Source organism: Eubacteriales bacterium mix99 (assembly GCA_038396605.1).
In the GTDB taxonomy this organism is placed as follows: domain Bacteria; phylum Bacillota; class Clostridia; order Caldicoprobacterales; family DTU083; genus UBA4874.
In genome coordinates, this window is the sequence record CP121690.1 from 445,391 (window position 1) to 456,143 (window position 10,753).

At 52.6% G+C, this 10,753-nt stretch carries 6 protein-coding genes; 1 reads left to right on the forward strand and 5 read right to left on the reverse strand.

Annotation, left to right across the window (positions count from 1 at the left end; all coding sequences use genetic code 11):
- Positions 1–107 precede the first annotated feature (107 nt).
- Positions 108–1,202 carry a metallophosphoesterase gene (locus tag QBE55_01845; GenBank protein WZL78934.1) on the forward strand — a complete coding sequence of 365 codons (1,095 nt, stop codon included), beginning with the start codon at positions 108–110 and terminating at the stop codon, positions 1,200–1,202.
- Between the two features lie 19 nt (positions 1,203–1,221).
- Here the strand turns inward: QBE55_01845 and QBE55_01850 are convergent, their stop codons facing one another.
- The 5 genes from QBE55_01850 to QBE55_01870 all read right to left on the reverse strand — a co-directional run bounded on the left by QBE55_01850 (position 1,222) and on the right by QBE55_01870 (position 10,584).
- Positions 1,222–4,830: a glycoside hydrolase family 2 TIM barrel-domain containing protein gene (locus QBE55_01850; GenBank protein ID WZL78935.1), complete on the reverse strand. Its 3,609-nt coding sequence runs from the start codon at positions 4,828–4,830 to the stop codon at positions 1,222–1,224.
- Positions 4,831–4,921: 91 nt separating this feature from the next.
- The gene (locus QBE55_01855) at positions 4,922–7,153 is read right to left on the reverse strand and encodes a family 43 glycosylhydrolase (GenBank protein WZL78936.1); all 2,232 of its coding nucleotides are present in this window, start codon (positions 7,151–7,153) and stop codon (positions 4,922–4,924) included.
- Between the two features lie 92 nt (positions 7,154–7,245).
- Positions 7,246–8,706 carry an extracellular solute-binding protein gene (locus QBE55_01860; GenBank protein ID WZL78937.1) on the reverse strand — a complete coding sequence of 487 codons (1,461 nt, stop codon included), beginning with the start codon at positions 8,704–8,706 and terminating at the stop codon, positions 7,246–7,248.
- 101 nt (positions 8,707–8,807) lie between these two features.
- A complete protein-coding gene (locus tag QBE55_01865; GenBank protein WZL78938.1) occupies positions 8,808–9,653 on the reverse strand; it encodes a carbohydrate ABC transporter permease in 846 nt (281 codons plus the stop codon).
- A gap of 13 nt (positions 9,654–9,666) precedes the next feature.
- Positions 9,667–10,584: a sugar ABC transporter permease gene (locus tag QBE55_01870; protein ID WZL78939.1), complete on the reverse strand. Its 918-nt coding sequence runs from the start codon at positions 10,582–10,584 to the stop codon at positions 9,667–9,669.
- Positions 10,585–10,753 lie beyond the last annotated feature (169 nt).

A 10,753-nucleotide genomic window follows, 5' to 3' on the forward strand; every position in this document is an offset into this window, starting at 1 on the left:
AGAGATCAGCAGAGTAATAAAGCAATGGCGTAATAGCGGATCAAAAAAGAATATGGAAACAGGATGGAACCCGTAGTATAATTCTATAATGATCAAGGAGGAGTATCATGTACGAAAATAATGAAAAATCCGGCACAGTAAAAAACGGCGAAGGGAGCGTTGTGTTTGGAGTCTTTACGGACTTGCACATGGATATTATGCACGACTCCCTTTTCCGGCTGAGAACCTTTCTGAATGCGGCGGAGCGCTGCAATGTGGACTTTATTGTAAACCTCGGAGACTTTTCCTATCCGGACAGGGACTTTCTGAACCGGGAAACAAACGGAAAGCTTTCCGGCTACAAGATAGATCCAAGGGCCTTCCAATGTAACCGGGATGATGAAAAGCGCGAGGCAATCCGCATGCTGCATTCCTTTAAAAAGCCTGTCCATCATGTGCTGGGCAATCATGACATGGATATCTGTACCAGAGATCAGGCGCTGAAATTTCTGGGAGCCGGCCGTGCTTTCTATTCCTTTGACAGGGGGCATCATCATTTTATTGTGCTGGACTGCAATTATGTGCGCGGAAAGGACGGCAAGTTCCTGCACTTTCAGCACTGCAACCATTACCAATATTCCAATGAAAGTTTTCCGTTTCTTCCTCCGGAGCAGCTTTCCTGGCTGGAACAGGATATTATGGCTTCGCCATGGCCGTCCGTGGTCTTTTCCCACCCATCCCTGTCGGACTCGCACATGGGGTTACAGAATCGGGAAGATGTGTGGAGGATGTTCCACAGGGTCAATGAAGACAAAAAACGTGTCATTCTATGCATGAACGGCCACAGTCATATCGACGGTGTGACCCTGCGCGGCGGGATCTGCTATGCCAACGTGAACAGCATCTCCAACATGTGGCTGGGAGAGAAATACTCCCATATCCGATACAGCAAAGAAATCGACCGGGAGTATCCCTATCTTAAAAAGACGGCGCCCTATCGGGATCCGCTTTATGCCATGGTAACGATATCGGAGGATCAGGTCCGGCTGAAAGGAACCAGAAGTACCTTCGTCGGACCCTCACCCTATGAAACAGGATACCCCGTATCCGGCAGCGAGTTTCCGACGACCCCTGTCCTGTCTGACTTTGTGCTCTCCCTGAAGTCCCCTGATGAAAATTTCCGGAAGGAAAATCCGGACACGCCGTTGCATAGGATCCCATAATTCCTTAGATTTCCGGGACTTACAGCACAGCGGTTTCCACAAAACAGGGTGCAAAACCATAGCGGCCGGAACAGGCACCATACAGGGTCATGCCTCCTTCGTCACAGCAAAAGCGCAGGGTATGTGTTCCTCTGTCCAGTCCATCCGGGACCGGCACCTCAAAGCGTTCTCCGTAGCCAAGCCGCCCTGTCCTGCCGTAATGATACGGATCACCGCCCTGCATGGAATTGGAGAAGAGGCCGCGTTCGTCCGAAGGGTCATCTGCCGGTGCGATGGTTTGAAGAAGTTTCCCATCCAGATGGATTTCAATATGGCTCCCGTGGAGACATTCATCGGTTACCTTTACGGCATTCTTCCCCTCCCTGGCGCCGGCTTCCAGAATGAGTACGGCTTGTGCCGCGGATCGTTCCGCCGTAAACGAATATTCCAGGGATCCGCGCCCGTGAACGGCAACGGCCGAAGCCCCGCCGCAGCTTTCTTCAAACAGATAATCGCCCTGTGCGCTCCGATAGTTTTCCACAGGAATCTCAGCCAGTTTCCCTATCCTGTCCCGGACATTGCGCACGCAAAGCTGAATGTAGCTGCGGCATAGAACGGTTTCGCCGTCCTTTACTTCCGCGAACAAATAAGCGCCCCGGATGGTTTCAGGAACGGCCATTTCAAAAGCAGCCTGCTTTTCCACAGCAAACGGTAGGAAATCCACAGCCGTATCCCGGGAAAACAAATCCGGCAGGTATCGCCCCAACGTGTCGATCCCCGTCACCGTAATGTGAAGGACCGGCTTTTTCACGGCTTTCCATGAAAAATGGGAAGTATAGAGACCCACAGATACAGTTTCGCCGGGCCTGGCATAAAAGATGCGGTTCTGATCCCAGACCACCATGTCCATGTTGTTGACCATATCATAGCCAACAGGATTCAGATCCGAATCCACGTATCCATAATCCCGTTCCCATCGTTCCGCAGTCAGCGGACCGGAATCCTCCGTCTCATGGGATGCCACATTCATGCGCACATATCCGGCAATCTTCTGAAACATACGCAGCTGCATGTCAATGCCGTTGATATGAAGAAACTCGCTGACCAGAATTGGCCGGCCGGTCTGCACCGCTTCCCCGATGGCATGGGGTGAGTGACTGTGATGAATGCAGTTGTAGGTGGAACCCGGATAGCAGTCCCGGACGAGCTTTTCCCAGTGCTTTTTGGCATCCCAATGCCCCGGGGGATAGATATGAAAGTCATTCAGCTCACAGGCGGCGGTTTTCCCATATCCGGAATTGTCACAAATCAGCACATGGGGCCAGGCATTTTTTGTTTCGCGGGCAGCGTCTTCCAGAAAGCGGGATTTCAGCTCGTTCTCCCATGGCGTCCGGTTATGGGTACCGGTGACGCCCCAGGATTCGTTGATGCTGGATACCATGAGGATGGAGGGATGATTGTGCAGCCGGGACAGCATGCCGGTCATTTCCCGGCGATATGCCGCCTGCCAGTTCGGATTTTCCGGTTCTGCGTAAAAATTGGACGGATGCTCGGTCCAGACGGGCAGCCCTGCGCGGTCGCATTCGTAATACCAAAGCGGTTCGTTTTCCTTGATGTGAACACGGGACACGTTGTATCCATAGGCAAGGGTCCGGTTGATATCATAAGCGATGGATCCCCGTACTCCCTGCGGGCCTTCCTTTCCAAAACTGCGGTATGTGTATATGCCAAATGGGTTGTAGCACTGATCCAGAACCCCGAGTACATAAAACGGCCGGTTGTTCAGGTATACATACTGATACTGCTCCTCCGGATCCCGGGTCTCCTCCGGGCTGTGCCCGGGCAGCCATTTTGTTTCCACCTTGCGGAGCCCCACATAACTTTTTACGGCATCGGTTTGTTTTCCGTGTACAAGAAGCCTTGCTTCCGCCAGATAAAGCCGCCCTTCCCGGTATTGCCAAAGTTCCGGTTCCGTGACAGGGATTTCCGCCTGTCCTTTCCTTTTGGAGATCTCTCCTCCCCCGTTGGAAAGCGGAATGTCCGCCTCAAAAGTTCTGCCGGATTCCGGCGCCTTCAGGGACAGGAGAATATGCCCATCCCGCCCTTCTTCCACTCCGGAGGCGGATACCGAGGCCCGCACCGTCGCTTCAGTACAGGTCTCCCCATCGAATCCCAGCTCCGGCGTCAAATGAAAGGTTTCAATGTAGGCGGAAGCACGGTGCTCCAGCCACACGCTTTGCCAGATCCCCGGCGCGCTGGAAAACCAGAAAATCTGTTTCCCCATGTTGTGGGATAGAATATCGTGGGGATATTGCACCTTTATGACAAGCAAATGTTCCGAACCCGGGGCAAGCCGGCCCAGATCAAAGGAAAGATCGCTGTATTCGTCTACCCGCATGCCTTGATAGCGGCCGTCCAGCCAGACATTTGTGACGTTGGAGCACGCACCGATGTGCAAAATGACATCTTCTCCGGCCGGGAAAGATTCGGGGACGGTAAATTTCCGGCGGTACCAGGCATGCTCCCCGGTCCGGTGATAATTGTTGAACATGGTATTGCTCTCATGCAGAGTATCTCCACAGACAAGATGCTCTTCCCCAAAGCCCATCAGGGAAGCCCAGGAAAACGGAACCCGTATGTGCCGGTCAAACCGGACATGCTCCGGCTCATACCAGTGATCCTGAATTCCGGTATTGTCCGGATCAAACTGAAATTCCCAGGTGCCGTTCAGCTGCAGGAACCCGCCTTCCCTCCGGTCAAACAAGGGGTTGTTGTATTCTTTCCGAGGGCAGGTCCCTGCGCTTTCCGGAAGAATGACAAGGGTCTCCTCCCGCAGCTGCCCCGGGATGCAGGAAACTTCCGTGCCGGAAAACGCATAGCCCTCCGCAGCGGCGATCAGCATATGGGCGCCGCGGGGTACGTCCCCTATATGAAAGTGCCCGGTTTCATCCGCCCGTGTAAAAAACGCATCAAATCCGGCAATATGCACTCCCGCATAAGGTACCGGAGCCTGATTCGTCCCGTCCCGGACAGTACCGGACAATTCTCCTGTCGGAGCAAATCCTTCCATGCCGGCCCGGTCCAGACAGGCATACCCTGGCGTAAGCCGATCCTTCCATGGCAGGGCCTTGAACAAAGCCCTTGCATCCCCCTGGATTTCCGGGATATCTGCCTCCAGACAAAGCCTGCCGTTGACTTCCCCACGATAGGTACACCCGTTTCGTCTCAGAGCCAGCTGTACCGGAAACCTGGGCTTCCACCCCGTCTGTGCGACGACATACCACCTGGGCTGAGACGGCATAAAGGCATCCCCGTTCTGTCCGCCGGAGGGGACGCGCAGTTCGATATGCGTCTCTGTAGCCGCAAGAAGCACATAGTTGGAAAAGCTGCCGTCTCCTGCATAATATCCCACTGCCGCACCGGAAATTCCCCTGTCCCATCCGGTAAACGTACCCTGGACGCAGCTGATTTCCTGCAGAAAACGACGACTCAGGAGACAATTTCCTTCGTTCCATCTGTCATGCTCCGGAAGTGCCAGGACCGAATCCCCCACATGCTTTGCAGCTTCCGTACACGGACTGGTCATATTGCAGAAAACCCAGTGCTCCGGCTGCAGGGACTCCTCCGTAAAATGGTCCGTCCAAATCATACTCCGTATTCTCCTTTCGTCCTTTCGTCCTTTCGTCCTTTCGTTCCATTAATTAAGATCATGCTGTTATTCAGGTTGTGCTGTTATCCTGCTATTTCAGATCAAAGCGGACCCGTGAAAAGGTAACGCGCGCTCCAAAAGAACCCACTGCTGCCATCCCATAGGGCAGGGAATCGTTATCCACTGCTGAAAGGACATATTTCCCATTTACGGATGCCGTGATCTCATTTCCCCGGATCTCCGCGCGGATCCGGCAGGAAGTTCCCGGCTGAATAGGAAAGCGGGCCCGGGCCAGCACCTTTTTATCGAAGTTCATGCGCCAGATAAACACGTGATTCCCGTCAAACCCCACATAATATCCCCGATGGCCGATCCGGACCTGGTCCGGGTAAAAAGAATTTTCACTGACACGGAGAAAAATGCCTGCGGAACGCTGGATCTCATCCCCGCGGAAAATCACATCGGCCTCCATGCACTCCTCGGTATGGAACCGCGACCCAAACTGACACAGGGCATGACCCGGACGGTCCATCTGCAGCCCTTCCATCCGGTCAATGCAAATGTCCCCTTCGATTTGCCTTGTGTTTTTGCAGAGCGTAAGGCCGCTGAATTCCTCAGCAGACGGTTCCTCCACCGGAAAAAGATCAAATCCGCGCAGCTGCAGCGCCCCGCTTAACACAGTCAGAGCCCATTCCTGACACCCTTTCTTCAGGACAGCCGTGCCAAGCCCGACCCGCTGAAGGGCCGGCTGAACGGAAAACTCCCTTTGTCCCTTCCCTGATTTCACGCACCACTCCACTTTGGTTTCGCCGAAGGACTGCAGAGTAGCCTGAAGATGATACCGTGCTTCCCGGGTAACGTTGATCCGAAAGCGGATGCTCTCTCCGGCATGCAGAATCCGCCGCGTTTCCTCCTGTGGACAGGCCAGCGCTTCGCCGCCGCTGCCGGACAGTGCCGTCATACAGCCCAGAAAGCCGGGGATATGCTGATAATGCTCCCTGTCGCTGGATTGATGAACATGATGGGTAAATGCCATGTAAGATGTGCGCAGCGCATCCTTCGTTCCGATCCGCCCGGTGCAGGAGATTGCCGGGATACATCCCCTGCGCATCCGGTCCACAAGGAAGGTAATGTTTTCTTCGTCTCCCTCCATCCTCAGGGTATGCAGCACATCCTGCCGAAAGCCTTCAAAAAGAGGTGCTGAAAGAAGACAGCTCCGGCTGCCGTTCTTCACGGAGAAGATACGGAGCTCCCCGTCAGAAAGCACTGCTTCATGATAGTTGGACGCATCCTGCCAGGCAAAAACAGCGGCGCCGTTTTCTCCCGGCGAAAACGTGATTTCCGCCGTTCCGCACGGGGACATTTCCCGTGCAGAGAGCACCAGGTTATCTTTATGCAGAAACAGCCGGGAATTTGAATCCGTTTCCTCATCTGCCCAGCCGTAAAAATCCGGCAGCTCCGGCACCGGCGTTTCCGAAAGGCCCGGACCGCTTACATATAGTTCATCCCCATTGAACAGCATGCGGTCCATGTGAACAAACCGGCCGTGCCGGCGGATTCCATGGCCGGCGTCCTTAGGCTCCATCCGGAAGCTGTGATAGAAAATCCAGTAGCTGTCCAGATCCGGACCGATCACCGTGGAGGAATGTCCCAGGCTTCCATATTCATATGCCGAGTTGACCAGCAATGTTTTATTCCGCGGTATCCGGAACGGGCCAAGCGGACCCTCGTTGCTGTACGCATAGTCCACACGATAGGCCCGGGAGTGCAGGTGATTGCCTGTCATGGTAATGTAGTATTTGTTTCCGCGCAGAAAAACCCCGGGGCCTTCCGTCCAGTGTCCCATGGAAGTGCCGTACAGCTCCTGCCCGGGGTGCAGGGTACCGTCCGGATCCATGCGGTGTCCGTAAATGGAGGGATACTCCGCATGATAGAAATAAAGCGAACCGTCATTGTCTGCAAACATGGAACCGTCAATGGTTTGGCCGAGATTCCCCGTCAGCTTTCGATACGGACCTCCGGGAGAATCGGAAACAAAAATGTAGTGTCCTTCCCCGTCTGGGGATCCGACGAGATAAAACGTACCGTTGTAATAAAAAATCTCCGGTGCATACGTATGGTGCAGCAATGCATCAGGAGCTACATTTCCCAGGAAACTCCATGTCACCATATCCGTGGATTCCCATAATAAAACACCCTGCTTTTCCCCGCCGGGGGAAGGGCACAGATAATACCGTCCGTTAAACCGAAGGACAAATGGATCGCCGAGCCCCTGTTCCGGGTCCTGCCTGGGCAACGAAAGAGGATTCTGATACGTTTTCATATGCGCCGTCCTTTCGCAATGGATCAGTTTATATGGCACGGACCCCCAAAGGGGCCCGCACCGGTTATGATTTGTTCCTTTGTCCTTTGTAGTTATGATTTTTTGGAGGATTTCAGCTGGTCACTGACATCGTTTACCGCATCCCTGAACTGCCTGGCCATCTGGTCGACGGCCTTCTTCACGGAAAGGTCTCCGGTCAGCACGGACTGGATCGAGTTTTCTTCAATATCCGCAATCTGTGCGGACACAAACGGAATATCCGTATCGGCAAGCTGCCTTGCGACGGAAAGACTGTCCATCAGTGCTTTATAGAATGCCGGATCGCTGGTTTCCTTTACAATGTCACGTTCATAATTTGAAGTACGGCACGGATCCATCGTGTATCCGATCTTAATATATTCGCCGTCCTTTGAGGTAACCATTTCACAGAACTTAAACGCCATTTCCTCCTCAGCACTGTCCCCTGTGATTGCCATGGCCCATCCGCCAAGGGTTGGGCTCTTGCCCGGGCAAACCGCATATCCCACTTTCCCTTTGGTGGGAGAGCCCTCCTGATTGCAGGTAAGATACAGCCCCGGCCATTGTTCCATCATGGCCGCATTGCCCTGGGCAAAATAGGTGTTGGACGTATCCCAGTCAAAGGTCAGAGCATCTTCTGGAGCACATTTCACCAGATCCACCTGGAACTGAAGGGCCTTTTCCCCGCTGCCGTTCGTAAAACCCGGTTCAAAATGATCGCCGACTTCGCTGCCTCCATAGTAACCAAGCCGGTTGAACCAGGAGAAACGGCTGTTGGGTTTGTTCAGCATGGTGGAGTATCCATACTGAACCGGGGAATCCGAATTCATAGATTTGGTAAAGAATTTAGCGACGTCCAGCATTTCCTCCGGTGTTTCCGGGACGGTCAGTTCCCGTCCATTCTTTGCCTGAAAGTTCTTTTTCTGTGTTTCGTCCTCAAAAAGATCCTTGCGGTAGAAAAGCATCTGCGCATCCGGCTTGAAAGGGAGCGCGACAATCATATGATTGTAGTTTGCGTAAGTATCGTACAGGCCGGGAAGAAAATCGTCCGGATCGTACCCCGGGCTGGCCTTGGAACTCAGCATTTTCGTTAAGTCAGCAAGCAGACCGGAATAGGCAAATGAATGAATATAGGCAATGGGCATGACAATCACGTCAAACTGGCCGCCGGTATTGAGGGCCATCTGTGCCTTTTCAAACAGCTGGTCCGGAAAAGACTGTATTTCCACCTCGCCGCCGGTGAGTTCATGAAACAGTTGTTTGTACACCTTCATGCTTTTTTCATAATCTCCGGCGCTGGTGGCAACGACAATCTTCTTGCCTTTGTACATGCCGGGCTTCAATGTGCCGTCCAGATCAAGATTTTTCAGCATCGGATATTTCTTCAAAACCGAACCTTTTACCGGGGCTTCGGAAGCACCCGGGGTTGCCGTGGCGCCGCCGGGTTTCTTGTCGGAAGTGCCGGACTTACATGCCGTAGCAGCCAGCAGCAGCATGCACAGCAAAATGGCTGAAATGGATTTCCACTTTTTCATCAATGATCCACCTTTCCTGTTGTAATTTTACTTACATGAATTTTATAAAATGTGTAACATTCTATGAGCTCCGCCTGCCGGGTGATTGCCTGTACCAGCCATCACCCTTTGACCGCTCCGGCAGTAAATCCCTTCACAATGTACTTCTGCATGGTCAGCGAAAGAATAATGGCAGGCAGCATGGCCATGGTTCCCACCGCAGCCATGGAACCAAAGGGCGTATCCCGTTCCCTCTGGATCATGGAATTAATGCCGATGGGCAGTGTTTTATAAGCATCCCGGAAGGTCAGCGTCAGTGCCAGGCTGAACTCATTCCAGGCTCCAATAAAGCAGAGAATCGCAACAACGGAAACGCCGGATAAAACCAGCGGCAGGGCAATGGAAATAAACATTCTGTAGTCCGAGCATCCGTCAATGCTTGCTGATTCATAGATTTCCTTCGGGATCTCCTCATAAAAGCTGAGGAACAGCCATATGGACATGGGAAGGGAAAAGGTACAGTATGCAAGGATCAAACCCCAGCGGTTGTCAATCAGATGAATCTGTTGGTAGATCATATACAGCGGTACCGTGTAAACCAGCCCGGGCACCATACGTATGATATAGATCCCGGTGGAAATCTGACTGCGTCCCGATACGGAAAACCGCGTCAGTCCATAACCTGCCATTGCAGCAATGATCACGCAGATCAACGTGGTCACAAGGGAAACCATAATGCTGTTCCCTGCAAACGTCGGGAAACTGGATCTCTGCATGATTTCCACATAGTTTTCCAGTGTTGGCCGAATGGGAAAGAACTGCGGGATCGTCACAAGGATATCCCCCTTCTTTTTAAAGGACATGGTAATTGCCCAGTATATGGGGAACAGGAAAAAAACTGCAGCCACCAGCAGACCAATAAACATACCAACCCGCCCGGCGTGCCCGGAACGTTTTTTTGATTTCAAATGAGTCACCTCCTTAGTCTTCCCGTTTTCTCATCAGCATCATGGACAGCAATGATACGATGGATATGACGATAAAGAACAGGAATGCACCGGCCGACCCCTGCCCTACCTGATAATACCGGAACGCTGCCTTGTAAATCGTAGTTCCGATGGTTTCCGTGGTGGATCCGGGGGCCCCGTTTGTCAACTGCATGACGATGTCAAATATCCGCAGGGAATCCGCAATCCGGATGGACACCACCAATGCAATGAAATTCCGGATGCTCGGCAGGGTAATGCTGAAGAAAACCCGGCCTGCCGAGGCTCCGTCCACCCTGGCTGCTTCGATCATTTCCGTGGATACGGTATTCAGCGCCGCCTGATATACCAGAATGCAAAAGGGCGTTGCCCCCCAGATCTCCACAATGATAATGGCAATCTTCGCATAAAACGTTTCGCCGAGCCAGTTCGGACCATTGATTCCCAGCATGGTCAATGTGTTGTTCAACACGCCATATACCGGATAGTACATCAGTTTCCAGATGGTTGCCGATACCACCGGCGCAATCATCATCGGGATAATCATAATGGTCTTGAACGGCGCCGAATATCTTTTTGTGCTGTCACTGTGCAGCATCAGGGCAATGCCCAGACCGAGGACGGTTTCAAACACCACCGACACCGAGGAAAAGATCAGCGTCCAGCCCAGAGATTCCCGAAACGCAGGTTTTAAGAGCATGGTGCGGTAGTTCTCCAGCCCGACAAACTTCATCGGCCGATTTGGCATGGAAAGATTGTAGTTTTGTGTGCTCAGATACAGTGAATAACATAATGGCACAACAGAAATCAGAATCAACAGAATAATGGCCGGCCCCAGAAATACCACCGGTGCGAGTCTTGTGGAAAGGTTTGTCTGCCGAACCATCCCGCTTCTATGTTTCCTGTCTCTCATAGTCATCCTCCCCTCTCAGTTCAAAGCTTAGCATATGGAACTCCTGCAATATATATAAAATACATGATAAAATGAGCCGGCTTCCGATAGAATGATGCAAAAATCATTCCCTCCATCCCTGCTTTGCTCAAGCGATAGTATCCCCATCTTTCTGGCAAAAAATGCGAAA